This is a genomic window from Fodinicola feengrottensis (assembly GCF_010993775.1).
Taxonomy (GTDB): domain Bacteria; phylum Actinomycetota; class Actinomycetes; order Mycobacteriales; family HKI-0501; genus Fodinicola; species Fodinicola feengrottensis.
Genome location: NZ_WOTO01000007.1, coordinates 110,364 through 135,437 on the forward strand (window position 1 = coordinate 110,364; position 25,074 = coordinate 135,437).

Consider the following 25,074-nt stretch of genomic DNA (forward strand, 5'->3'; position numbering starts at 1 on the left):
GCTGGCAGCGGTGCTGAACAGCCAGAAGACCGTGTTCACCAACGCGCTGGACAGCATCGGCCCAGGCCTTGCCGTACTGGCCGACCAGCGCCAGCAGCTCACCCAGACGCTGACGGCGCTGTCCAAGCTGGGGGCGGTTGGTACGCACGTCATCAACGCCAGCAAGGCCGACACGATCGCTGACCTCAAAGCCCTGCAGCCGACGTTGGCGCAGCTCACCAAGGCCGGCACCGACCTGCCCAACGGACTGGAGCTGCTGTCCACCTTCCCGTTCCCCGAAGAACGTGGTCGACGCGATCTTCATCAGCAACGGTCGTGCGTACGCGAACATCGACATCAACCTCGACCTCAATCTGACCGACGTGCTCGGCAACCTGCTCACGCCTAACCAGACCCCGATACAGGCGCCGCAGACCGGTGGCACCGGCACCAACCCGGTGCTGCCGCCGGATTCGTCGCATACCGGCCAGCCAGCCGACTCCGGGGGGTGAACGGCGGGATCCAGGACCTGCCCGGCATCACGTCGGGACCGCCCGGCGGTTCGTCCGGAGGCGGCGGTCTGAGCGGCATCCTGTTAGGAGGCACCTCGTGATCACCCTGCGGACGAAGATCCAGGTGGCCGTCTTCGTACTGGTCGCGCTGCTGGGCGTGAGCTTCGTGTCGGCCAACTACGTCGGCTTGGGCGACACTCTGTTCAACCGCACGTACGTGGTGAGCGCCGACTTCAGCCGGGCCGGCGGCATCTTCCAGAACGCCGCCGTCACGTACCGCGGCTTCCAGGTCGGCAAGGTGCTGCAGGTCTCGCTGATCCCCGGTGGCGTAAGAGCGACCATGCAGCTCACCCGGGACACCAAGATCCCGTCCAGCAGCCGGGCAGTGGTCACCGACCGGTCCGCGGTCGGTGAGCAGTACATCGACCTGCGGCCGGCCACCGGCGCGGGGCCGTTCCTGGTGGACAACACCATCCCGATGTCCCGTACGGGCACACCGTTGCCGCTGGAAGACATCCTGCTGAACCTGGACAAGCTGGTCGGCTCGGTCAACCAGCAGGACCTGTCGGTGGTGATCGACGAGCTCGGCAAGGCGTTCAACGGCGAGGCCGGGCAGAACCTGGACCGGCTGCTGGACAACACCACCGCGCTGGTCAACGACGCGCAGATCTACCTGCCGCAGACGCTGCAGCTGATCGCCGACGGCAGGATCGTGCTCAGCACTCAGGAGGCCTCGGCCAGCGACATCCGGCAGTGGGCGTCCTCGCTCGCGGGCCTGTCCGGTCAGCTCAAGGCCAGCGACCCGGACCTGCGCCAACTGCTCGCGGTCACCCCGGGTGCGGCCACCGAGGTCACCAACCTGGTCCGCCAGTTGCAGCCCAACCTTGGCTTCCTGCTGGCCAACCTGCTCACCACCAACCAGGTGGCGGTCCGTCGGCTGGACGGCATCGAGCAGATCCTGATCGCGTACCCGATCGCGCTGGCCGGCGGCTCCACGGTGGTGCCCGGCGACAACACCGTGCACTTCGGGCTGGTGCTCAACGTCGACGACCCGCCGCCTTGCCGTTACACCGCGTCGGCGCCGCTGACCTGCACCTCGACCGACAAGAAGTACGGCTCGGAGGTGCGCGGCTGGCAGAACGCGCCGCGGCCCGGTGGCGTCGACCCGACGGCCCAGCCGCCGGACCCGACCACTGACTCCGCCGCCGCTGGGTACGACCCGACCACTGGCATCGCCACCACCTCGGACGGTTCGCCGTACGTGCTCGGTGGCACCGGCGGCCAGGCCGCGCTGCTCGGTGACCAGGCTTGGAAGAGCCTGCTCATCACCCCGCTGAGCGGCTAGTGGGCGCCTTGAGGGTTCCACGGGGAAACACCTCAAGGCGGACCTGGTCAGCTCCACAAGGAAGGTTCCTGCAGGTGCCCACCCGAACCGAGTCCCGTACGGTGACGCCGTCCACCACTCCCGACCCCGGCGAGCGTCCCGTGTCCGTACCGTCCGAGCCAGCCACGGCCAAACCGGCCCCCCGAAGTCGTCCGGCCGCCGGCCGCCGGTCCGGGACTGGGTGTCCTGGCTGAACCCGCAGGGACCCACCGGTCGGGGCGTGGTGGCCTGCGTTCTGGTGGTGCTGATGGTGGCGCTCGCGGCGCTGATCGGCTGGCAGGCGTGGCAGCTGACCAGCAACCAGACCACCGCTGCTCGGCAGGCGGCGGTGGTGGCGGCCGCCCGGGACGCGGCGCAGAACCTGCTGTCGTACAACTACACGACCATCGACCGGGACCAGCAGCGGGTCGTCGACCGGACCACCGGTGACTTCAAGGACCAGTACACGGCCGGGCAGGCGCAGATCAAGAGCCAGGCAGTGAAGCTGAAAGGGTCTTCGACCGCGCAGATCCTGGAGGCCGGGCTGGTGTCGTCCGACAAGGACTCGGCCACCGTGCTGGTGTCCGCCGACGTGACCGCCAAGTCCAGCCAGGACACCAAAGGCACCGTCCGGCATCTTCGGATGCAGGAGCAAATGTCGTACCAAGGTGGCCGCTGGCTTCTCGGCAACCTGAACTTCCTGTAGGACCGACCGGACGGAAAGGAGGATCCCGATGGCCCGCCGCCCCATTCCCCGCGCGTTGCGCAGCACTCGTACCAACCAGCCCGCCAGCCGGCCCAAGCCGGCTGCCGCCGGCAAAACGGTCACCCCGAGGCGGACGACCGCACCGGTCGCGCCCGAGCCGGTGAAGCCCACCCGCGACACCACCGAGACCCGCCGGCCGTCGCCCCGGCCGTCACCGCGTCCCAGCGACCAGCGCGCGGACACCAGCCGCTCCCGGTCGGCCCGCTCCAGCCGCCGCACCCCGCCCGGCCGGCGTCGGCGTCGTCGTACGACCAACCGCTGGCTGCCGTTCCAGGCCGCCTCCGGCCTTACCCTGGTTGTCCTGCTTCTCCTCGTCGTCCTCATGGGCGCGGTGAGCGGCGGGCTGGTCTTTTGGCAGGCGTACGACGCGGACGCCGCCACTGCCCGTACAGCCGCCGTCGCGGCCGCCGCGGTGCAGGCGCAGACGCTCTTCTCGTACGACTACCGGCACCTGGACCGTGACATCGCGGCCAGCCGCAAGGTCATCACCGGGCAGCTCGCCACTGACTACGTAAAGACCAGCACCCTGGTCGTCGGCCCGCAGGCCACTGCCAACAAGGCCGTCGTCGCGGCCACCGTGACCGCGTCTTCAGTCGTCACCGCTGCGCCCGGCCAGGTGACCGTACTGGTGTTCTTGAATCAGGCCGTGCAGAACAAGAACGTCCAGGGGACGCGGCTTGACCAGTACCGCGTCCGGATGGTGATGCAGAAGGTCTCCGGAAAGTGGCTGATTTCGCAAGCGACCCCGCTTTAGGGGATTGCGTACGGGTCGGCCCTGTTTGGGGGCCGTGTCTGCTGCGGTGACGAGCGTCCTGGTTAAAAGCCGTGACCGCGAGGGGCGGCGTCTCGTCTACCAGCCACCGGGAAACCCCACCCCGACACCAAAGGGCGGTGTCGGGGTGGGGTTTCCCGTGCTTACTGTCGATGCGCCCTGTGTTTCTGGCGCCTTCGGCGCGGGCGCCGTCGACTACGGCTACGAGCGTCGGTCCTCAGACCCTGCAAAACCCGCAGGGTCTGAGGACCGACGCCCCTGCCGGAGGGGCGACAACATCGGCCTGGCGGCCGATGGCGCCGAACGGGGCTGGGACTCGTCGGAGTTGGCCAACTTTGGTTTGGGTGTTGCGGTCCCGAACGGGTTGGAAGGGTGGCCTGGCGGCCGATGGCGCTGGGACTCGTCGGAGTTGGCCCAGCCGGGCTTTGCGCTCCCTGACCGTTTGGCGCTCAGGTTGGTGTAGGGTGGTAGCCGCTGAGGCCAATAGGCCGAAGAAGTGAACCCGGTTCGTGGTCGGACGGCCACCAGCCGGGTTTTGCGTTTACAGGCTCAATTGTGTTCTTGCGTGCAGGTGGGAACCCGGGCTCGCCAGGCTCCGCCGGCGCCGTAACACCAGCCGACCACATCTGGAACCCAGATCAGCGGCTCGCTCGCAGAGTCCATGTGTTCATAGGCGAGTTTCTTCGCGTCTTGACTGTCGATTCAGCTCTCGAACAATGGTCTGTCGATCGAACTTGTCACGGTCGTCGCGAGAGTCGAAGACGAGACGGTGAGCACTCTTGGCCAGAGTGACTTCCAATAGCTGTTTGACGCGGCGGCGGCACAGGTCATGCAGAAGGTCTCCGGAAACTGGCTGATTCGCAGGCCACCCGCTGTAACGGCGGACACCGCCCGAACGGGTGCCCGTACGGGCGGTTCTGCAACCCGGCGGGTGCCTTGTCCATCGATCGATGGAGTGACAGCATTTCTCCACCGAATGGGGGCAGGTGTGCCCGTGGAAGTAGCTACGGACAGAGAAGGCGGATCGCCGGATCCGCGGGATTTCGTCGAGCGGCTCTACATTGACTCGGCCAGCCAGCTGTTGGTGGCCGCCTTCGCGCTGACCGGCAACGTGGCGGAGGCACAGGACGCCGTACATGAGGCATTCCTGGGCGCTTTCGCCCATCCGAGCCGGATCGTACGGGCCGACAACCCCGTCGCGTACCTGCGCACGGTCACGCTGAACATCGCCCGGGAGCGCTTCCGGCGGCGGCAGCGGCTACGGGTCCTGATGCGCCGGATCCCGGTCCCGGACGACCAACTGCCGGGCCTGAGCCCGGATCGTACGGCGCTGCTCGCCGCGATCCGCCAACTGCCCGCCAACCAGCGGGAGGCGATCACGCTCTTCTACCTGGCCGACATGAGCGTCGAGGATGTCGCCGCCAACCTGAAGGCACCGACCGGCATGGTAAAAGCGTGGTTGTCCCGCGGCCGTGCCCACCTCGCCACCCTGCTGGGTGACGACGAGACTCCCCGCACGCGCGTACCGGAGGCCAAGCATGCTTGACACCGACCTGGAGGACTTCCACGCCGACGCGTTCGGCGACATCCGCGCCGAGATCATCGCCCAAGGCCGGCTGTTGGGGTCCGTTGCAACTGCGGGCCAAGCAGCGCCGCCGTACGGTCAGAACCCGTCTCGTAGTCGCGGTGGCCGCGGTGTTCGTCCTGGCTGTCGGTGCCGTCGCGGGTCCCTCGCTGCTACGGCCCTCATTCTCCATCCCGGCATCTTCAGTGCCCGATTACGCCAAGACGCCACCAGTGACCGGGCCGATCCAGGCGGTAGCTGTCGCACCTGAGGGAATCAAGAAGGTCACCAACGTCGACCAGCTCGACCCGCAGGTGGCATTCGGAGTGTTCCCGCTCGGCAACGGCCTGAAGCCGGCCGGGCTCGCTCGTACGCTGGACGGTGGCCGCAGCTGGACCGGCTGGCGGCTGCCTGATGCGTACGAGCCCAATTCGATGGCCGTGTATGCGTTGAATGACGAGACAGCGATTATCGACAACCTGATCACCCGGGACGGCGGCGGACGTGGGCCGTACTCAAGAGTGGGTGGGGATCACCGATCGCGACGGTCCCCGCTGGCTGGCGGCTCTACTCGGGTTCGGCTGGGTACAGCGCAAGCCCCGTGATCATGGGGGGAAGAGAGCAACTGGCCGCCATCGATCCGGCCACTGGCGTCATCCACCCGTTGAGTCATCACCTGGGATTGGTCGGCTACCGGATATCGGAAGCAACGGACGGGTCGTTGTGGCTGCTCGGGCAGCGGGACTACCCCGCACACGGGTACGTCGTCAACGTCAGCCACGACCGAGGGATGACGTGGTCCGCGTTCGAGCCCAAGAGCCCGCCGCCGAACACAAACGGCCTTAACGTGAGCAGCTTTGACGGGCGTACCGGCTATCTCCTGTCAACGGCGGCCGGACCCAACAAGAGCACCCTGGGCTACCTGTACACGACCCACGATGGCGGCAAGAGCTGGTCCGCGGCACGTCAGGTGCCGCTCAGTGCCGCGGGTGGCGTCGAGGCCCTGCCGGACGGCGGGATGCTGGTGGTCAACCTGCTCAGTCCAGACACCGGTGGCCCGGTCATGACCAGCAAGGACGGTGGCCAGACCTTCCAGACAGTTCCGGGGCTGACGTACACCACCGCGATTTCCCGACTGCTTGGCGGTGGGTGGCAGGCCAACGCGGCGCACTTCCAGAGCACCTGGATGGCGTCCGCGGACGGTATCCACTACACCCCGCTTCTCCTGCCCTAGCCGCCGCGGTGCCTTATGACGTGCCCACAATGCACGTCATGAGGCACCGCGAGCCCCGGAGATTCCCTGGCCTTGATCGGTCCCGTACGACAGTTTGAACGGAATTCATGGCGAACACGCGTTCGAGTCATCTCGACCGGTCAGTACGGGAGAAACCGGGCGGGCAGCGAGGGATAACCGCAGCTCAAAACTCGTAAAAAGGATAAAAGGCTGTCCGGTTGCCGCAAGGGAGAGCAGCACATTATGTCCTTTAAGACCCCTTGACATCGGCCACTCGGCGACACGTAGGGCTTCACCTCTTGACGAGGGGCTATCTCGGCGTGCACGCTTCCAGTGCGGCGTAATCGTGACTCGCGCGAGGTTCTGGATCCGGTGCTGACGGATCCCTCGCAGCCGGCCCGCCGGGGGTGCGTTGGACAGGCGTGCCCGTTGTGGCTAGACTGCTAGTTTGCGCTGCCTTCCGTCATGCTTCCTGCCAAGGAACTGTTGTTCAGGGGTCTGTTCAGAGTGTTGTCCGACTGCCGCGGGTACGGCTTTGTCGACGATGTTCTGGCTGGTCACTGGGCTTCAGATTCGAAGCGGGTCGCTAGGGGTGCGCGCGTCATGACAGCAACGGTGCTCGAGAGGACGCATCTTGGCAGTCTCCCGCCCCGGCAACAAATTCCACTCTCGTCCCAGCGCAGGTAATCCTTATGGGCCGCTCCGTGTCTCCTTCGGGAAGATTCAGGAGCAGCTCGAGGTGCCCAACCTGCTCGCTCTTCAGACCAGCTCTCGTTCGACTGGTTGATCGGCAACGAGGCCTGGCAGTCTCGGTCCGCCGACGCTCCGTCGACGCTCAGTGGCCTGGCCGAGATCCTCGAAGAGATTTCTCCGATCGAGGACTTCTCCGGCTCTATGTCGCTGTCCTTCTCCAACCCGCGCTTCGAAGAGGTCAAGGCCTCCATCGAGGAGTGCAAGGAGAAGGACCTCACGTACTGCGCACCGCTCTTCGTGACCGCGGAGTTCACCAACAACACCACTGGCGAGATCAAGAGCCAGACGGTGTTCATGGGCGACTTCCCGATGATGACTGCCAAGGGCACGTTCATCATCAACGGCACCGAGCGCGTGGTCGTGTCGCAGCTGGTTCGTTCTCCTGGGGTGTATTACGCGAAGGAGCCGGACAAGACCTCCGACAAAGACGTCACGAACGTACGGGTGATCCCCAGCAGGGGCGCCTGGCTGGAGTTCGACGTCGACAAGCGCGACTCGGTCGGTGTACCATCGACCGCAAGCGTCGGCAGGCTGTCACGGTCCTCCTGAAGGCCCTCGGCTGGACTCCGGAAAGGATTCGCGAGCGGTTCGCGGATTCGGAGATCATGATGGCCACCCTGGAGAAGGATCACCTCGTCGGTCAGGATGAGGCGCTGCTGGACATCTATCGCAAGCTCCGCCCGGGCGAACCGCCCACCAGGGAGAATGCCCAGACGCTGCTGGACAACCTGTTCTTCAACCCGAAGCGATACGACCTGGCCAAGGTCGGTCGGTACAAGGCGAACCGCAAGCTCGGTGTGAACGTGCCCTTCACCACCGGCACCCTCACCGAGGACGACGTGGTCGCCACCATCGACTACCTCGTGAAGCTGCACGCGGACGTCGACGGGTATGAGCCGGACGACATCGACCACTTCGGCAACCGGCGGATCCGTACCGTCGGCGAGCTCATCCAGAACCAGGTGCGGGTTGGCCTGTCCCGGATGGAGCGGGTCGTCCGCGAGCGGATGACGACGACTCAGGACGTCGAGGCGATCACGCCGCAGACCCTGATCAACATCCGCCCGGTGGTGGCCTCCATCAAGGAGTTCTTCGGCACCAGCCAGCTGTCCCAGTTCATGGACCAGATCAACCCGCTGGCCGGGTTGACCCACCGTCGCCGGCTGAACGCGCTCGGCCCCGGTGGTCTGTCCCGTGAGCGGGCCGGCATGGAGGTCCGCGACGTGCACCCGAGCCACTACGGCCGGATGTGCCCGATCGAGACCCCGGAGGGCCCGAACATCGGCCTGATCGGTGCGCTGGCCGCGTTCGCGCGGATCAACCCGTTCGGCTTCATCGAGACTCCTTACCGCAAGGTCGTCGACGGCATCGTCACCAGCCAGATCGACTACTACCTCACCGCGGACGAGGAAGACCGGTATGTCAAGGCCCAGGCCAACGCTCCGCTGACTGCGGAGGGCCGGTTCGCTGAGGACCGGGTCACCGCTCGGCGTAAGGGCGGCGAGGTCGAGCTGGTGGCCAAGGGCGAGATCGAGTACATGGACGTTTCGCCGCGCCAGATGGTCTCGGTCGCGACCGCGATGATTCCGTTCCTTGAGCACGACGACGCGAACCGCGCCCTGATGGGTGCGAACATGCAGCGCCAGGCGGTTCCGCTGGTGCGCACCGAGCGTCCGCTGGTCGGTACGGGCATGGAATACCGCTCCGCCGCCGACGCCGGCGACGTGGTGGTGGCCGAGCAGTCCGGCATCGCCGAGGACGTGTGCGCCGACTACATCACCGTCATGAACGACGACGGCACCCGTCGGACGTACTTGCTGCACAAGTTTCCGCCGCTCGAACCAGGGCAGCTGCATCAACCAGAGCCCGATCGTGGCCGAGGGTGACCGGGTCGAGGCTGGCCAGGTGCTTGCCGACGGCCCGTCCACCGACTTCGGTGAGATGGCGCTGGGCAAGAACCTGCTGGTCGCGTTCATGCCGTGGGAGGGTCACAACTACGAAGACGCGATCATCCTGAGTCAGCGGCTGGTCCAGGACGACGTCCTCACCTCGATTCACATCGAGGAGCACGAGGTCGACGCCCGGGACACCAAGCTGGGCGCCGAGGAGATCACCCGGGACATCCCGAACGTCTCCGAAGAGGTCCTCGCGGACCTCGACGAGCGCGGCATCATCCGGGTCGGCGCCGAGGTCGGGCAGGGCGACATCCTGGTCGGCAAGGTCACCCCCAAGGGTGAGACCGAGCTGACCCCGGAAGAGCGGCTGCTGCGCGCGATCTTCGGTGAGAAGGCCCGAGAAGTTCGGGACACCTCGCTGAAGGTGCCACACGGCGAGTCCGGCACGGTGATCGGCGTTCGTACGTTCAGCCGCGACGACGGTGACGAGCTGTCGCCCGGCGTGAACGAGCTGGTCCGGGTGTACGTGGCGCAGAAGCGCAAGATCTCCGACGGTGACAAGCTCGCCGGCCGGCACGGGAACAAGGGTGTGATCTCCAAGATCCTGCCCCCCGAGGACATGCCGTTCCTGGAGGACGGCACTCCGGTCGACATCGTGCTGAACCCGCTCGGCGTGCCCAGCCGGATGAACATCGGTCAGGTTCTGGAGATGCACCTGGGCTGGGTCGCTTCCCGCGGCTGGAAGGTCGACGGGGATGACCAGCCGTGGAAGGTGACGCTCAAGGCCATTGGCGCCGACTGGGCCGACCCGAACACTCCGACCCGACGCGACGCCGGTGTTCGACGGCGCGAAGGAGGAGGAGATCGTCGGGCTGATGGAGTCCACGATCCCCAACCGGGACGGCAACCGGATGGTCGACGGCACCGGCAAGGCGATGCTGTTCGACGGTCGCTCGGGTGAGCCTTATCCGGCACCGGTCGCGGTCGGCTACATGTACATCTTGAAGCTGGCCCACATGGTGGACGACAAGATCCACGCCCGGTCCACCGGTCCGTACTCAATGATCACGCAGCAGCCCCTCGGTGGTAAGGCGCAGTTTGGTGGTCAGCGCTTCGGTGAGATGGAGTGCTGGGCCATGCAGGCGTACGGCGCCGCTTATGCCCTGCAGGAGTTGCTGACGATCAAGTCCGATGACGTGCCCGGTCGCGTGAAGGTTTACGAGGCCATCGTCAAGGGCGAGAACGTCCCCGAACCCGGGGTGCCCGAGTCGTTCAAGGTGCTGCTGAAGGAACTGCAGTCCCTGTGTCTGAATGTCGAGGTGCTTTCCACGGACGGCGTGTCCATCGAGATGCGCGACTCCGACGACGAGGTGTTCCGCGCCGCGGAGGAGTTGGGAATCGATCTGTCTCGGCGTGAGCCGAGCAGCGTCGAAGAGGTCTGACGTGTACGGCGGGAGCGTTTCCGGTTCGCCGGATACGTTCCCGCCGGCCGCCGACCACCGTCAGGACCTGTAAAAGAAAGAGAAGGTTACACGTGCTCGACGTCAACTTTTTTGACGAGCTGCGTATTGGCCTGGCCACCGCCGAAGACATCCGCCAGTGGTCCCATGGCGAGGTGAAGAAGCCGGAGACGATCAACTACCGCACGCTCAAGCCTGAGAAGGACGGCTTGTTCTGCGAGAAGATCTTCGGCCCCACCCGCGACTGGGAATGCTACTGCGGCAAGTACAAGCGAGTTCGGTTCAAGGGCATCATCTGTGAGCGCTGCGGTGTCGAGGTCACTCGGGCCAAGGTGCGTCGTGAGCGGATGGGGCACATCGAGCTGGCCGCGCCGGTCACCCACATCTGGTATTTCAAGGGCGTTCCGAGTCGACTGGGTTACCTGCTCGACCTCGCGCCGAAGGACCTAGAGAAGATCATCTACTTCGCCGCGTACCTCATCACCTCGGTGGACACCGAGGCGAGGCACCGCGATCTGCCGACCATCGACTCGGAGATCGGGGCGGAGCGCAAGCACCTCGAGCAGCGCCGCGACAACGACATCGAGACGCGCGCGAAGAAGCTGGAGACCGACCTCGCCGAGCTTGAGGCCGAGGGCGCGAAGAGCGACGTACGACGCAAGGTCAAAGAGGGCGGCGAGCGCGAGATGCGCCAGCTCCGCGACCGCGCGCAGCGTGAGATCGACCGGCTCGACGAGGTGCTGGACACCTTCCGCAAGCTGGACGTTTCCCAGCTGATCCCGGATGAGCTGCTCTACCGCGAGCTCCGGGACCGGTTCGGCGACTACTTCGCCGGTGGCATGGGCGCCGAGGCGCTGCAGAAGCTGCTGGAGGGTTTCGACCTCGAAGCCGAGGCTGAGTCGCTGCGCGAGACCATCCGGTCCGGTAAGGGACAGCGCAAGATCCGCGCGCTGAAGCGGCTGAAGGTGGTCGCGAACTTCCTGAACACCCGGAACTCGCCGCTGGGCATGGTGCTGGACTGCGTACCGGTGATCCCGCCGGACCTGCGTCCGATGGTGCAGCTGGACGGTGGACGTTTTGCCACCAGCGACCTGAACGACCTCTACCGCCGGGTGATCAACCGGAACAACCGGCTCAAGCGACTGCTTGACCTGGGCGCGCCGGAAATCATCGTCAACAACGAGAAGCGGATGCTGCAGGAGGCCGTCGACGCGCTGTTCGACAACGGCCGCCGTGGTCGTCCGGTCACCGGGCCGGGCAACCGTCCGTTGAAGTCGTTGTCCGACATGCTGAAGGGCAAGCAGGGCCGGTTCCGTCAGAACCTGCTCGGCAAGCGTGTCGACTACTCCGGCCGTTCGGTCATTGTTGTTGGCCCGCAGCTCAAGCTGCACCAGTGCGGCCTGCCGAAGATGATGGCGATCGAGCTGTTCAAGCCGTTCGTCATGAAGCGGCTGGTCGACCTCAACCACGCGCAGAACATCAAGTCCGCGAAGCGGATGGTGGAGCGTACGCGTCCGGTCGTCTGGGACGTGCTGGAAGAGGTCATCACCGAGCACCCGGTGTTGCTGAACCGTGCGCCGACGCTGCACCGTCTGGGCATCCAGGCCTTCGAGCCGCTGCTGGTCGAGGGCAAGGCCATCCAGATCCACCCGCGTCTGCACCGCGTTCAACGCGGACTTCGACGGTGACCAGATGGCGGTGCACCTGCCGCTGTCCGCCGAGGCCCAGGCCGAGGCCCGGATCCTGATGCTGTCCAGCAACAACATCCTGTCGCCGGCGTCTGGCCGTCCGGTCACCGCGCCGACCCACGAGATGGTCATCGGCCTATATCACCTCACCTCGCCGGAGGCCGACGCGCTGGGGGCGGGTCGAGTGTTCTCCTCGACGGCCGAGGCGATCATGGCGTACGACAACCATGAGCTGAACCTGCGTGCCGCGATCCGGATCCGGCTTGACGACATCCTCGGCGTGGAAAACGGCGATGAAGGCGACAAGTGGACGGCTCCGGAGGGCTGGCAGCCCGGCACCGCGGTGGTGCTGGAGACCACCCTTGGCCGGGTGCTGTTCAACGAGACCCTGCCGCCGGACTACCCGTTCGTGAACTACGAGATCCGCAAGCAGCAGCTTTCGGCGATCGTGAACGACCTGGCCGAGCGTTATCCGAAGGTGCAGGTGGCGGCGACGCTGGACGCACTGAAGGAAGCCGGCTTCCGGTGGGCCACCCGGTCCGGTGTGACGATCTCGATCGACGACGTGGTGGTGCCGCCCCGCAAGGCGGAGATCCTGGAGTCGTACGAGAGCGAAGCGGAGAAGATCGAGAAGCAGTACCAGCGCGGCGTCATCACCGCTGAAGAGCGGCGTGGGGAGCTCATCCAGATCTGGACCCGGGCGACCAACGAGGTGGCCAAGGAGATGGAGCGCAACTTCCCCATCACCAACCCGATGTGGAAGATGATCCACTCCGGCGCGCGCGGCAACATGATGCAGGTCCGGCAGATCGCCGGCATGAAGGGCCTGGTGGCCAACCCGAAGGGCGAGATCATCCCGCGCCCGGTGAAGCACAGCTTCCGGGAAGGCTTGACCGTGGCGGAGTTTTTCATCTCCACCCACGGTGCCCGTAAGGGTCTGGCCGACACCGCTCTGCGTACCGCGGACTCCGGCTACCTGACGCGTCGTCTGGTGGACGTGAGCCAGGAGGTCATCATCCGCGAGGACGACTGCGGCACCAGCCGCGGTCTCCCGCTGCCGATCGCCGCCGAGGTGGACGGTGTCCTGGTCAAGGACGCGCACGTGGAAACCAGCGTGTACGCCCGGACGCTGGCCGAGGACGCGACCGACCCGGAGGGCAAGGTCGTACTGGCCGCCGGCAGTGACCTCGGCGACGTGGGCATCCAGCGGTTGGTCGAAGCCCGCGTCACCAACATCAAGATCCGCAGCGTGCTGACCTGTGAGGCACGCCTGGGTTGCTGCGCGGTCTGCTACGGACGGTCGCTGGCCACCGGCATCCCGGTGGAGGTCGGCGAGGCGGTCGGCATCATCGCCGCCCAGTCGATCGGTGAGCCTGGTACGCAGCTGACCATGCGTACGTTCCACACCGGCGGCATCGCCGGTGACGACATCACCACCGGTCTGCCGCGTGTCCAGGAGCTGTTCGAGGCCCGTGTCCCCAAGGGCATGGCCCCGATCTCCGAGGCCGCCGGCCGGATCCGGATCGAGGACACCGAGAAGTCGCGCAAGATCATCGTGGTGCCGGACGACGGCAGCGACGAGATCGCGTACGAGAAGATCAGCCGCCGGTCGCGGCTGCGCTTCGGCGACGGTGACCACATCGAGGTTGGCGAGAAGCTGCTCGAAGGTGCGGTCAACCCGCATGAGGTGCTGCGCATTCTTGGGCCGCGTCAGGTGCAGCTGCACCTGGTCCAGGAGGTGCAGGAGGTCTACCGCTCGCAGGGTGTGCAGATCCACGACAAGCACATCGAGGTCATCGTCCGGCAGATGCTGAAGCGGGTCATCATCATCGACTCGGGTGCGACCGACTTCCTGCCGGGCGCGCCGATCGAGCGGGCCCAGTTCGAAGCGGAGAACCGCCGCGTGGTGGCCGAGGGTGGCGAGCCGGCTTCGGGTCGTCCGTCCCTGATGGGCATCACCAAGGCGTCGCTGGCCACCGACTCGTGGCTGTCCGCGGCCTCCTTCCAGGAGACCACCCGGGTGCTCACCGACGCCGCCATCGCGGCCCGGAGCGACTCCCTGTTGGGCCTGAAGGAGAACGTGATCATCGGAAAGCTCATCCCGGCCGGTACGGGCATCTCCCGCTACCGCAACATCCGGGTCGAGCCGACCGAGGAAGCCCGGGCATCGGTCTACTCGATGTCCCCGTACACCGACAACGGCGACTACTCGGTGTTCGGCCAGGGCAGCGGCCAGGCAGTTCCGCTGGACGACTACGACTACGGCGGCTACAACCGCTGATCGCGTAGCCAGTACGACACAAAGCCGGCCGTCCCGTACGCGGGGCGGCCGGCTTTGTTGTGCGGGGCCTGATGCGCGCCCACCGCTGACCTGACCGTACGGCAGCATGGGCAGCGTGGTGGAGATGAGCTTCCTGACCGAATCCGACCGGGCCCGCTGGGAAGTGCTCGCCCGCGGTAAGGACACGTATTTCGAGGTCGTACGCGACGACGACGATTACGAACGGACCTGGCGACGGCTGCTGAAGGACGAGCGGATACGCGGGATCGCCGCCCGGCTGGACGGCAAGGTGGTCGGCATCGCGCACTACCTGTTCCACGCCAGTGTCTGGTACGCCGGAAAGTGCTATCTGGTGGACTTGTTCGTGGACCCCGAAGTCCGGCGGCGAGGTGTTGCGACGGCAGTGATCGAGTGGGTGGCGCGGGACGCTGAGGACCACGGTTTTCCCAGCCTCTACTGGAATACACTGGAAGACGCCCCAGCTCGCGCGCTGTACGAAAGGGTGGGCAAATACCACCAGGGGTTCATCCACTACAGCTATCGCCGCTAAGCCCGCGAACTTGACGTTTCGTTGTCAGCACGCCCGATATGGGCAATGACAACGTCGAGTTCGCGAAAGGTGAGCGGACGTGCGGCATCAGGTGCCGGCGTACCACAGGCGTACGTGGCGGGTGTTGAGGAGGCCTGCGGTCAGCAGGGCCAGGCCGCCGAGCAGACCCGGCACGTAGTAGATCAGCAGGCTCACCTCCAAGTGCGCGTACGGGAGCTCGACGGCGGTGATGGCGACCAAACCGACCAGGGTGAGCACCCCGAGCACCTGCGCGAGAAGCTTCAGGTACGTCCACGCCGACGGGCCGCCCCACCAGCCGCGGACGAGAAGCGCGCTCACGGCGAGACCCCAGAACGTCACCCAGAAGACGTCCGTGCCGCTGGTCTTCGGAGAGGTGATCATCCCCACCACGCTCGCGCCGAGCATGCCCAGCCAGCTGACCAGCATGAGCCCCCAGCCGACGTGCAGCTGCCACGGGCGGTATTCCGCCAGGGTGTGTTTCCGCTTGGCGGGGATGTTGCGCAGGCCGGCAAAATACGTCACGACCTGAAAGGTTAGTGACCGGTGTGGGTCGGTTCGTGGAGCGGATCGGCGATTTGCCCGTACGTTGGTGCTCTCTTGGGCGTGTGAGGGGAGTTCGGCGTGCGGAAGATCAGCTGGGTGACCGCGGTGACGGTGGTGGCGGCGTTGGTCGCCGGGGGAGCGATGTCCGTGGCGCCCGCGCAGGCGGCGGCATCGTGTGACACCGTCAGCACCACGCCGACGTACGCGGGCAAGGTGCCGACGGCCAAGCAGGTGTTGGGCTTCGATCTTGGGAGTCGGGAAGCGACCGGCGACCAGCTCAACAAATACCTGAGCGCGGTGGACCGAGCCAGTGACAAGGTGGTGTCGGGGACGTTCGCCACCACGACGACCGGGCGGAAGCTGTCGTACGCGCTGGTGTCACGGAAGAAGAACCTGACGCCGGCGGCGCTGGCTCGGTTGTCGACGGATGCGGCGTTACTGCGGCGGCCGGATTTACCGGCGGCGGTGGCGAAGGTGATTGAGGCGCGGATGCCGGCGATTTTGTGGCTGACGGCCAATGTGCACGGCAACGAGCCTGCTGGTGGGGACGCGGTGGACCGGATCGCGTACGAGCTGGCGGACCGGACCGACTGTGTGGCGAGCCGGATCCTGGACAACGCGGTGGTGGGGTTGATTCCATCGCAGAACCCGGATGGTCGGGCGTTGAACACCCGGCAGAACGCGAACGCATTCGACATGAACCGGGACTGGTTTGCCCGTACCCAGCCCGAAACTTCCGGGAAACTCGATCTGCTGGCGAAATACCCGCCGCAGCTCTACATCGACGAGCACGGCATGGGCGGCGACAGCTATTTCTTCCCGCCGAACTCCGACCCGACCTACCACGAGACCTCGGACTCGTCGGTCGACTGGATCAACAACGTGTACGGCGTGGCGAATGGCGCTGCTTTCGACGCGAAGCAATTTTCGTACGATACCTACCAATCCGGCTATGACCTGTTCTTTCAGGGGTACGGGGACAGTGTCCCGACCACCGAGTTCGGTGCCGCCGGTATGACCTTCGAAGTCGGGCAGGGCGCCTCCTATCCGGTGCAGACGGAAAAAAGCACTACACGTCCGGAATGGCTTCGCTGTTCGCCGGCGCGGGACGGCGCGCACAGATCGTGAGCGGATGGCACAACGCGTACGTTCAGGCCGAAAAACAGGGTCAGCAGTGCTCGTTGCAGCCGAACAAGGTCTACAACCCGGGTCATACCGTGCAGCTGCCGGTGCCGGACATGAAGGTCTGCGGCTACTTCCTGCGTACCGACAACCCGGCCAAGGCGCGGGACACCGCGGTGGTCGTCAAGCGGCTGCAGCAGGCTGGCGTCGTCGTTTATCGGCTGGCGAAACCGTTGTACGTCAAGGATTTCGCCGCGTACGGGCGGGCCAGAGCGGCCGCGACGATGCCGGCCGGCACGTACTGGATTCCGATGGCGCAGGCCGAGAAGCACTGGATCCAGGCGATGCTCAACGAAAACACGTATGTGCCTTTCCCGTATTTCTATGACGTATCCGGCTGGAGCATGGCGCTGCTGTCCAATCTGGACGGTGGCTACACTGGGCTTTCGCTGAAGCCGCTGTCAACCGTGCTGCCGCCGGTACGGGTGCCAGCGGTCAAACTGCCGTCCGGGCTACCGAGGGTAGGCATTCTTTCGTACACTTCGAGCCCATTCCAGCCGTCCGAGAGTGCCGGCTGGCTGCGGTGGCGGCTGGACCATGACTGGCGAATCCCGTCCACCGTGCTGAGCCCGAGCCAGGTGACACCGTCGGTGCTGTCCCATCTGGACACCCTGCTGGTGCCGGACACGGACGCCAAAACCGTCACGACATTGCTTGGTGCGACGGGAAAGAAGGCGCTGGCCGACTGGACGAACGGCGGTGGTCACTACGTCGGTTGGGAGGGCGGCGCCCAGCTGGCGGCCGGCCTGGGCCTGTCGACCGCGGTGTTGCGGGATCCGAAAGGCACCGCGCCCGGCACACTTTTCCGAGTGAACACGCCAAACGCGGGGACCAACTGGGTGATGTACAACAGCGATCCGGTCATGACGGCCAGCAACCCGGCCAATGTGGTGGCCAGCTACCCGGCGCTCACCTCACCGGACTGGTATGTCTCGGGTTATCAGCAAGGCGAAGAGGAGCTGGCCGGTACGGCCGCGGAAATCAGCGAGCCAGCTGGTTCCGGCCAGGTCACGGTTTTCGCGGTGGATCCGAACTTCCGGGCTTTCTCCGACGGCAGCGCGCACCTTCTTTTCGACGCATTGCTCGCATCGCGTGGGACCGCGAAGGCGCAGCCGTACGTCAACAGTGGGCAGCGCTCGGCCGCGGAACTGCGGGCCGAACAGTCCGCCGCGGCCATGACCCGTACGTACGGAGCCTCCCTGGTGCTCCGGGTCCGGCCAGCTGACGCGACCGCCGCCGGGCAGGTGCAGGTGCTGCGCGGGCACGGGGTGACATACCGGACCGTGACCGGACCGGGCTTTGTCCAGCTCTCGTCGTCGACTCGGGCCGGTACGCGCCCGCCGATCCGGCCTCATGGATCCGCTCGTTGCCGGCCGAACTGGCCGCCGCCGCCGGCGCCGCCCCGCCGCTCGCCATCCAGACTCCCTGAGTTACTGGAGCGTTTCGCACGGGAAGGTCTCCGGATCGAGGTCGGGGTTCTTCGGTCCAGGTCGAAGGTCAAGGGTCGAGATCGAAGGTCAGGGGCGAAGGTCAGGGGCGAAGGTCAGGGGCGAAGGTCAAGGTCAAAAGCGGCGGTTGCCTCCGAGGAGAGGGAAGATCCCGGTTCTTCCGGGGTTGACCGGGTGGGTTGGGGTTTCGTACGGGGTTACGGACACCTCGCGCTGTTGTGTGATGACGTTGGTTGGTTCTGTGCCCTGTTTGTCGCGTTTCCCGAGCGGTTTTCCGGGTGTCGCTCGTCGAGTGCGGGACTTTGTGCACCGCTCGACGTCGAGTGCGGGCTTTTGTACCGCACTCGACCCCCGACCTGTGACAGCTGGGACTGATGGGGTCCCTGTGACTCCTGCGACCGCTCGTCCCACTCTTTGGGCCGTGAGTTGTTGATCTTGGTTAGTTAGTTGGTCTACCCAAAACGGACATCGGCGTGAAATGTCTGGCTTGGGTAGGCCAACTAACCAAGATCAACAAAGGATGTCGCGGAGAGTAGCCGAATCTGGCACGGTGGTGGCGTGGAGTAAGTGGGGTGAGGGGATGTGCTTTTTCGCGAGTGCCCAACCACCCACCCAACGCACCACCCGCACCCAAACTCCGTTCTTCCTAGAGGCGCCGCCCGCAGGGCAGACCTTGACCTTCGCCCTTGACCTTCGGCCCTTGACTTTGACCTTGAAACCCCGTGACTCGGGCGCCGAGGAGCCGACCTCGCACCGAACCGCAGCGCTCCATGCGGTCTTGGCTCAAGAGGCATCGGGGAGGTCCTAGACTGCGGGAGTTGAGGTCAAGTCGGAGGGTGGCGTGATGGCGTACGGGTCAACACCGCCCCCGGTGCCGTCGCCCGGCGCGCTACAGCCCTTCAGGGTGCAGCCGTACGGGCCCCCGACCTACGGAGCCCAGACACGGAGCTCAGCCGTACGGAGCTCAGCCCTACGGAACACAAACGTACGGAACGCAGCCGATTCCGAACTACTCGGCGCTGCCGGTCTGGGATCCGGCCCGGCGGCCCGGTCCGTACGGCGGTCCTGGCTGGCAGCCCGGTCCATACGTGCCGTTCCAACCGCGGCGCGCCGCGGCCGCGGCGGCGGCGAGCGCGGCCGTTTGGGCGCTGGTGACCGGGATCGTCGCGGTCGCGCTCGCGCCCTGCCTGGGCGGTGTCGTGCCGGGGCTGATCGCGCTGGCGTTGGCGAGGATGGCGGCCGCCGAGGTGGCGGTGTCCGACGGGTGGTTGACCGGCGCCGGGATGATCAAGGCGGCGCGGGTGCTCAGCCTGGTGGCCATCTCGATCGCCGTGGTGGTCGGCACCGCGCTGGCTGTCAGTTGGCTGGTCGGGTTGGGTGTTCCAGCGCAGGACGCCCACTACCCAAGTAACGTTGACTAATAGCGCAGCGCAGGGCGGTTTTCGCCTTACGGGGAAGGAAGATTGGCATGACCGAGCAACCCGGTGAGAACCGGCCGGCGGGCAGTGGTGAGCCCCACCCGACGCCGCAGTATTCGACCCCCAGTTACGACACCCCGGCGTACGACCCGACTTCGTACGATGGCCAGGCCGGCTATGAGCCGCCGTCCTTGAAGAAGGACGAGCCGGCCCAGCCGTGGGCCGACCCGGGTGGTGCCGCACCGGCTGGCGGGTATGACCAGGCGGCCCAGCCGCCGAGCGGGTACGACCCAGCGACCGGCTACCCGCAGCAGGCCGACCCGGGTTACGGCACCGCGCCGGCCTCCGGCACCGGCTACGGCCCGTCCTCCGGTGCCGGCTACCCGGCGTCCGGCGTTGGTTACCCAGCCTCGGGTGCTGGCTACCCGGCGTCTGGCGCCGGCTATCCGGCCTCGGGTGCTGGCTATCCGGCCACCGGCGGGGGCTACGGCCAGCCACCGGCGGCGGGCTACGGCCAGCCGGGTTCCGCCGCCGGGCAGTGGCTATCCGGCCGGCCCGCGTACGGACGGTCTCGCTATCGGGGCGATGATCTGCGGAATTCTGGCGATCCCGCTGGCGATCTGTTGTTACGGGGCGTTCAGCTATCCGCTGGGCGCCGCGGCACTGATCATGGGCTTCATTTCGCGGAGCAACATCAGCAAGTCCAATGGGCAGCTCGGCGGCGACGGGATGGCGCTGAGCGGCCTCATCTGTGGCGCGGTTGGCATCGTACTGGCGATCTGCGCGGTGATTTTGTTGCTGGCCTTCGGCTTCCTGAGCCAGCTCAGCCCGAGATAACGCGGATCACGCACCCCCGTTTTGACCTGCGCGACGGGGGTGGGTACGCTTGTTGTTCGTGCCTGGGGTGACCCGGGCGTGCTCGCGCGCCGTCAGGCGGGCCTGTGACGGAATAGACACGGGCGCGTACCTGTTGTGGTGAGCGGTGGCGCACTCCCGATGGACGTAACAGTTCGCGTAGGTGCGTGGGTTGGGCGACACGCCCGACCGCGGGGGTCGGGAAATCGGGCCCCGACCAGGTCATGAACAAAACAGAATGACACGATCACGTGTGCGTACGGGCCCGGCTCGCCGAGAGCGAGCCAGCGGTTGGCCGCGTGACGCGAGAGCACGACCGAAGACCACAGCTTCACCAAGGCAAGACAGACAACGAAGGAAGGCCAGGCTCGGTGCCCACGATCCAGCAGCTGGTCCGCAAGGGCCGCCAGGACAAGGTCGAGAAGAGCAAGACGCCGGCGCTCAAGGGCGGTCCGCAGCGTCGCGGGGTGTGCACGCGGGTGTACACCACCACGCCGAAGAAGCCGAACTCGGCGCTGCGCAAGGTCGCCCGCGTCCGGCTGACCAGTCAGATCGAGGTCACCGCGTACATCCCCGGTGTCGGCCACAACCTGCAGGAGCACTCGATGGTGCTCGTGCGTGGCGGCCGGGTGAAGGACCTTCCCGGTGTTCGATACAAGATCGTCCGTGGCTCGCTGGACACCCAGGGTGTCCGCGGCCGCAAGCAGGCGCGCAGCCGGTACGGCGCGAAGAAGGAGAAGAGCTAATGCCCCGCAAGGGTCCCGCCCCGAAGCACCCGGTCGTCATCGACCCGGTGTACGGCTCCCCGTTGGTCACCAGCCTGATCAACAAGGTCCTGCTGTCCGGTAAGCGTTCGGTCGCCGAGAAGATCGTCTACGGCGCGCTGGAAGGCGCCCGTGAGAAGACCGGCGCCGACCCGGTGATCACGCTCAAGCGTGCGCTGGACAACGTGAAGCCGACCCTGGAGGTCAAGAGCCGCCGGGTCGGTGGCGCGACCTATCAGGTGCCGATCGAGGTCCGGCCGAGCCGGTCCACCACTCTCGCGATGCGCTGGCTGATCACGTACAGCCGGGCGCGCCGGGAGAAGACGATGACCGAGCGTCTGATGAACGAGTTGCTGGACGCCAGCAACGGTCTGGGTGCGAGCGTGAAGCGACGCGAGGACACCCACAAGATGGCCGACTCCAACAAGGCCTTCGCGCACTACCGCTGGTAGCGCACCGCGGCGGGCAGCCCCAGCCGAGCTGACCCCACCGCACGTCGATCACGATTTTGAGAGAAGAGAGCAGTGGCCAAGGACGCCGAACTCGTCACGACCCGCAACATCGGGATCATGGCGCATATCGACGCGGGCAAGACCACGACGACCGAGCGCATCCTCTTTTACACCGGTATCAACTACAAGATCGGTGAAGTCCACGATGGCGCGGCCACCATGGACTGGATGGAGCAGGAGCAAGAGCGCGGCATCACGATCACGTCCGCGGCGACCAAGTGCATCTGGAAAGACCACTCGATCCAGATCATCGACACCCCCGGGCACGTCGACTTCACCGTTGAGGTGGAGCGCAACCTGCGGGTTCTCGATGGCGCGATCGCGGTGTACGACGGTGTTGCCGGGGTAGAGCCGCAGACCGAGAACGTCTGGCGGCAGGCCGACAAGTACCACGTGCCCCGGATGTGCTTCGTCAACAAGCTGGACCGTACGGGCGCGGACTTCTTCCGTTGCGTCCAGATGATGCGGGACCGGCTCAACTCCACTCCGCTGGTGCTGCAGATTCCGATCGGCCTGGAAGGCGACCACATCGGGGTCGTCGACCTGCTGGAGGAGCGCGCGCTCACCTGGCGTGGCGAGACGAAGGTCGGCGAGGACTACGCGATCGAGGCGATTCCGGCCGAGCTGGTCGAGCAGGCCGCGGAGTACCGCGAGAAGCTGATCGAGACGCTCGCCGAGGTCGATGACACGACCATGGAGGCCTATCTCGAGGGCAAAGAGCTGTCGGTGGCCGAACTCAAGGCCGGCATCCGACGGGCCACCCTCGCGAGCCTGGCGAACCCGGTCGTCTGTGGTTCGGCGTTCAAGAACAAGGGTGTCCAGCCGCTGCTCGACGCCGTCATCGACTACCTGCCCAGCCCGCTGGACGTGGGTAACGTGCACGGTGTCCTGCACGACGCGAGAGACCCCGGTGGAGCGCGCTCCGAGCGAGAGCGAGCCGTTCTCGTCGCTGGCCTTCAAGATCCAGACCGACCCGCACCTGGGCAAGCTCACGTACGTCCGGATCTACTCGGGCCGCGTGGAGGTTGGCAACCAGGTGGTGAACTCGACCAAGGACCGCAAGGAACGGATCGGCAAGATCTACCAGATGCATGCGAACAAGCGCGAGGAGCGCGGTTTCGCGGGCGCTGGCGAGATCATCGCCGTGGCGGGTCTCAAGCAGACCACTACCGGCGACACGTTGTCCGACTCGTCGAACCCGGTGATCCTGGAGTCGATGACCTTCCCGGACCCGGTCATCTCGGTGGCCATCGAGCCCAAGACGAAGAGCGACCAGGAGAAGCTCTCCATCGCGATTCAGAAGCTCGCCGAGGAGGACCCGACCTTCAAGGTCCACCAGGACGACGACACCGGCCAGACGATCATCGAGGGCATGGGCGAGCTGCACCTGGAGGTGCTGGTCGACCGGATGCGCCGCGAGTTCAAGGTCGAGGCGAACGTCGGCAAGCCGCAGGTGGCGTACCGGGAGACCATTCGCAAGAAGGTCGAGAAGGTCGACTACGTCCACAAGAAGCAGACCGGTGGTTCCGGCCAGTTCGCGAAGGTGCTCATCTCCATCGAGCCCATCGACACCACGGACGGCACCACGTACGAGTTCGAGAACAAGGTCACCGGTGGCCGGATCCCGAAGGAGTACATCCCGTCGGTGGACGCCGGTGCCCAGGACGCCATGCAGTACGGCATCATGGCCGGCTACCCGCTGGTGGGGATCAAGCTGACGCTGCTGGACGGTGCGTACCACGAGGTCGACTCGTCCGAGATGGCGTTCAAGATCGCCGGTTCGATGGCGTTGAAGGAGGCTGCCCGCAAGGCCAGCCCGGCGCTGCTCGAACCGTTGATGGCGGTCGAGGTCACCACGCCCGAGGAGAACATGGGCGACGTGATCGGCGACCTGAACTCCGCCGTGGCGTGATCCAGGCCATGGAAGAGCGTGGTGGTGCTCGGGTCGTGAAGGCCCAGGTGCCGCTGAGCGAGATGTTCGGGTATGTGGGCGACCTGCGGTCCAAGACCCAGGGTCGGGCCAGCTACTCGATGCAGTTCGATTCGTACGGCGAGGTTCCGGCTAACGTCGCGAAGGAAATTATCGCCAAGGTCAACGGCGAATAAGGCGTTCGGCGCCCCGGAAGCGGGGCGTCGGACTCCGGCCAGGACGATGGCATAACTCTCCAAAGCGATGGGCGAGTAATTCCGCTCAAAACACACCCAGTACGCTCGTCGGCCGAGACCAACGGCGGAGCACAGAGAAAGAGTCCACAGGAGGACCACAGTGGCGAAGGCCAAGTTCGAGCGGACCAAGCCGCACGTCAACATCGGCACCATCGGTCACATTGACCATGGCAAGACCACGCTGACCGCGGCCATCACCAAGGTCCTGCACGACAAATACCCGGACATCAACCCCTTCACGCCTTTCGACCAGATCGACAAGGCGCCGGGAGGAGCGGCAGCGGGGCATCACGATCTCGATCGCGCACGTCGAGTACCAGACCGAGAAGCGGCACTACGCGCACGTCGACTGCCCCGGTCACGCCGACTACATCAAGAACATGATCACCGGTGCCGCCCAGATGGACGGCGCGATCCTGGTCGTCTCGGCGACCGACGGTCCGATGCCGCAGACCCGTGAGCACGTCATCCTGGCCCGCCAGGTCAACGTGCCGTACATCGTGGTGGCCCTGAACAAGGCCGACATGGTGGACGACGAGGAGATCCTGGAGCTCGTCGAGCTGGAGGTTCGCGAGCTGCTGTCGAACCAGGAGTTCCCCGGCGACGACGTACCGGTGATCCGGGTGTCGGCGCTGAAGGCGCTCGAGGGTGACGCGGACTGGAGCGCCAAGCTCCTGGAGCTGATGGACGCCGTCGACGAGTCGGTTCCGGAGCCGGACCGCGATGTCGACAAGCGTTCCTGATGCCGATCGAGGACGTCTTCACGATCACCGGCCGCGGCACCGTGGTCACCGGTCGTGTCGACCGCGGCGTGCTGAAGGTCAACGAGACCGTCGATATCGTCGGTATCCGCGAGCAGAAGCAGACCACCACGGTCACCAGCGTCGAGATGTTCCGCAAGATCCTCGACGAGGCTCGCGCGGGTGAGAACGTGGCGCTGCTGCTGCGTGGCATCAAGCGCGAGGACGTGGAGCGCGGCCAGGTCGTCATCAAGCCGGGTACGACCACCCCGCACACCGAGTTCGAGGGCCGGGTCTACATCCTGTCCAAGGAAGAGGGCGGGCGGCACACGCCGTTCTTCAACAACTACCGCCCGCAGTTCTACTTCCGCACCACCGACGTGACCGGCGTGGTGACCCTCCCCGAGGGCACCGAGATGGTCATGCCGGGCGACGACACCAACATGTCGGTCTCGCTGATCCAGCCGATCGCCATGGAGGAGGGCCTCCGGTTCGCCATCCGTGAGGGTGGCCGTACCGTCGGCGCCGGTCAGGTTACGAAGATCCTCAAGTAGTTCCTCCCAACCGGGGTGACGGCAGACACCTGCAGCCCCCCCGGTTGGTGTGTG

The 25,074-nt window shown here is 66.0% G+C and carries 15 protein-coding genes and 4 pseudogenes; 18 read left to right on the forward strand and 1 reads right to left on the reverse strand.

The window, feature by feature from the left end; genetic code table 11:
* Positions 1 to 10 precede the first annotated feature (10 nt).
* From GNX96_RS08565 to GNX96_RS08615, 10 genes and pseudogenes are all read left to right on the forward strand, one after another.
* Positions 11 to 388 carry an Mce/MlaD family protein gene (locus GNX96_RS08565; protein WP_163567654.1) on the forward strand — a complete coding sequence of 126 codons (378 nt, stop codon included), beginning with the start codon at positions 11 to 13 and terminating at the stop codon, positions 386 to 388.
* A gap of 200 nt (positions 389 to 588) precedes the next feature.
* Complete coding sequence (locus GNX96_RS08570) at positions 589 to 1,836, forward strand: MCE family protein (RefSeq protein ID WP_163567655.1); 1,248 nt, start codon at positions 589 to 591, stop codon at positions 1,834 to 1,836.
* Positions 1,837 to 2,056: 220 nt separating this feature from the next.
* Complete coding sequence (locus tag GNX96_RS08580; protein WP_163567657.1) at positions 2,057 to 2,560, forward strand: hypothetical protein; 504 nt, start codon at positions 2,057 to 2,059, stop codon at positions 2,558 to 2,560.
* Between the two features lie 28 nt (positions 2,561 to 2,588).
* On the forward strand, positions 2,589 to 3,374 hold the full coding sequence (locus GNX96_RS08585) for a hypothetical protein (protein WP_163567658.1): 786 nt from the start codon (positions 2,589 to 2,591) through the stop codon (positions 3,372 to 3,374).
* A gap of 1,006 nt (positions 3,375 to 4,380) precedes the next feature.
* On the forward strand, positions 4,381 to 4,938 hold the full coding sequence (locus tag GNX96_RS08590; protein ID WP_279579804.1) for an RNA polymerase sigma factor: 558 nt from the start codon (positions 4,381 to 4,383) through the stop codon (positions 4,936 to 4,938).
* Positions 4,935 to 5,561: a hypothetical protein gene (locus GNX96_RS08595; protein ID WP_163567659.1), complete on the forward strand. Its 627-nt coding sequence runs from the start codon at positions 4,935 to 4,937 to the stop codon at positions 5,559 to 5,561. Before GNX96_RS08590 ends, GNX96_RS08595 begins: the two co-directional genes overlap by 4 nt.
* Positions 5,562 to 5,563: 2 nt before the next feature.
* Positions 5,564 to 6,190 (forward strand): sialidase family protein, encoded by a 627-nt coding sequence (locus tag GNX96_RS08600; protein WP_163567660.1) that lies wholly within the window; start codon positions 5,564 to 5,566, stop codon positions 6,188 to 6,190.
* A gap of 634 nt (positions 6,191 to 6,824) precedes the next feature.
* Positions 6,825 to 10,280 (forward strand): annotated as a pseudogene (gene rpoB / locus GNX96_RS08605) (DNA-directed RNA polymerase subunit beta).
* Positions 10,281 to 10,372: 92 nt separating this feature from the next.
* Positions 10,373 to 14,267: pseudogene (locus GNX96_RS08610) on the forward strand (DNA-directed RNA polymerase subunit beta').
* Between the two features lie 106 nt (positions 14,268 to 14,373).
* The gene (locus tag GNX96_RS08615; protein WP_163567661.1) at positions 14,374 to 14,817 is read left to right on the forward strand and encodes a GNAT family N-acetyltransferase; all 444 of its coding nucleotides are present in this window, start codon (positions 14,374 to 14,376) and stop codon (positions 14,815 to 14,817) included.
* A gap of 87 nt (positions 14,818 to 14,904) precedes the next feature.
* Here GNX96_RS08615 and GNX96_RS08620 read toward each other — a convergent pair whose 3' ends face one another.
* Positions 14,905 to 15,360 carry a hypothetical protein gene (locus GNX96_RS08620; RefSeq protein ID WP_163567662.1) on the reverse strand — a complete coding sequence of 152 codons (456 nt, stop codon included), beginning with the start codon at positions 15,358 to 15,360 and terminating at the stop codon, positions 14,905 to 14,907.
* A 99-nt stretch (positions 15,361 to 15,459) separates the two neighbouring features.
* Between GNX96_RS08620 and GNX96_RS08625 the strand changes: the two genes are divergently transcribed.
* From GNX96_RS08625 to tuf, 8 genes and pseudogenes are all read left to right on the forward strand, one after another.
* Entirely contained in the window at positions 15,460 to 16,509 is a 1,050-nt protein-coding gene (locus GNX96_RS08625) for a M14 family zinc carboxypeptidase (protein WP_279579805.1), read from the forward strand.
* Positions 16,464 to 18,386 carry a hypothetical protein gene (locus tag GNX96_RS08630; protein ID WP_163567664.1) on the forward strand — a complete coding sequence of 641 codons (1,923 nt, stop codon included), beginning with the start codon at positions 16,464 to 16,466 and terminating at the stop codon, positions 18,384 to 18,386. Before GNX96_RS08625 ends, GNX96_RS08630 begins: the two co-directional genes overlap by 46 nt.
* 713 nt (positions 18,387 to 19,099) lie before the next feature.
* Positions 19,100 to 19,432: a hypothetical protein gene (locus GNX96_RS08635; protein ID WP_163567665.1), complete on the forward strand. Its 333-nt coding sequence runs from the start codon at positions 19,100 to 19,102 to the stop codon at positions 19,430 to 19,432.
* Positions 19,433 to 20,014: 582 nt separating this feature from the next.
* A complete protein-coding gene (locus GNX96_RS62915) occupies positions 20,015 to 20,266 on the forward strand; it encodes a DUF4190 domain-containing protein (RefSeq protein WP_163567728.1) in 252 nt (83 codons plus the stop codon).
* A gap of 389 nt (positions 20,267 to 20,655) precedes the next feature.
* Positions 20,656 to 21,030 carry a 30S ribosomal protein S12 gene (gene rpsL, locus GNX96_RS08645; protein ID WP_163567666.1) on the forward strand — a complete coding sequence of 125 codons (375 nt, stop codon included), beginning with the start codon at positions 20,656 to 20,658 and terminating at the stop codon, positions 21,028 to 21,030.
* On the forward strand, positions 21,030 to 21,500 hold the full coding sequence (gene rpsG / locus GNX96_RS08650) for a 30S ribosomal protein S7 (protein ID WP_163567667.1): 471 nt from the start codon (positions 21,030 to 21,032) through the stop codon (positions 21,498 to 21,500). The genes rpsL and rpsG overlap by 1 nt, the downstream gene beginning before the upstream one ends.
* A 117-nt stretch (positions 21,501 to 21,617) precedes the next feature.
* Positions 21,618 to 23,666 (forward strand): annotated as a pseudogene (fusA, locus tag GNX96_RS08655) (elongation factor G).
* A 160-nt stretch (positions 23,667 to 23,826) separates the two neighbouring features.
* Positions 23,827 to 25,020: pseudogene (gene tuf, locus GNX96_RS08660) on the forward strand (elongation factor Tu).
* Positions 25,021 to 25,074 lie beyond the last annotated feature (54 nt).

Bases quoted from the DNA above. Each gene is read 5' to 3' on its own strand.
- GNX96_RS08585 (WP_163567658.1), top strand. From the start codon at position 2,589: ATGGCCCGCCGCCCCATTCCCCGCGCGTTGCGCAGCACTCGTACCAAC.
- GNX96_RS08600 (WP_163567660.1), top strand. From the start codon at position 5,564: ATGGGGGGAAGAGAGCAACTGGCCGCCATCGATCCGGCCACTGGCGTC.
- GNX96_RS08615 (WP_163567661.1), top strand. From the start codon at position 14,374: ATGGGCAGCGTGGTGGAGATGAGCTTCCTGACCGAATCCGACCGGGCC.
- GNX96_RS08630 (WP_163567664.1), top strand. From the start codon at position 16,464: ATGGCTTCGCTGTTCGCCGGCGCGGGACGGCGCGCACAGATCGTGAGC.
- GNX96_RS62915 (WP_163567728.1), top strand. From the start codon at position 20,015: ATGATCTGCGGAATTCTGGCGATCCCGCTGGCGATCTGTTGTTACGGG.
- rpsG (WP_163567667.1), top strand. From the start codon at position 21,030: ATGCCCCGCAAGGGTCCCGCCCCGAAGCACCCGGTCGTCATCGACCCG.